1 protein-coding gene is annotated in these 333 nt (G+C 42.9%); it reads right to left on the reverse strand.

The window, feature by feature from the left end:
* The coding region (locus HMPREF9441_RS18200; protein ID WP_008623405.1) for a hypothetical protein at positions 1-333 on the reverse strand (333 nt) is incomplete at both ends.

A 333-nucleotide genomic window follows, 5' to 3' on the forward strand; every position in this document is an offset into this window, starting at 1 on the left:
CCTCTGCCTGCCACTTCGTGATGCTCAGCAATACGTTTATTGAGGGTAGAAGAGAGTTGCTGAAGCACTGAGGGAGGAATGAAAAAAGCATCTTGGTCAGGAGAAAGGGATGCTTTAGAGCTTTTTAGCAAGATACCGTCGAGGTCATAGAGAGCAAAGTTTAGGTTTTGGATATTGGCAATAGTATATATATCCTCTCGGAAAATGAGAGGAATATAAGGGGTCTCGACAGGAAAAGTAGTTTGAGAGAATACGTATTGTATCTGCATCTTTATTTGGTTCTCCTTGTCAATCAGACGCTCATCGTGGTACTCAAGCGCTTGCTGACGGTAT

The organism is Paraprevotella clara YIT 11840 (assembly GCF_000233955.1).
Taxonomy (GTDB): Bacteria; Bacteroidota; Bacteroidia; order Bacteroidales; family Bacteroidaceae; genus Paraprevotella; species Paraprevotella clara.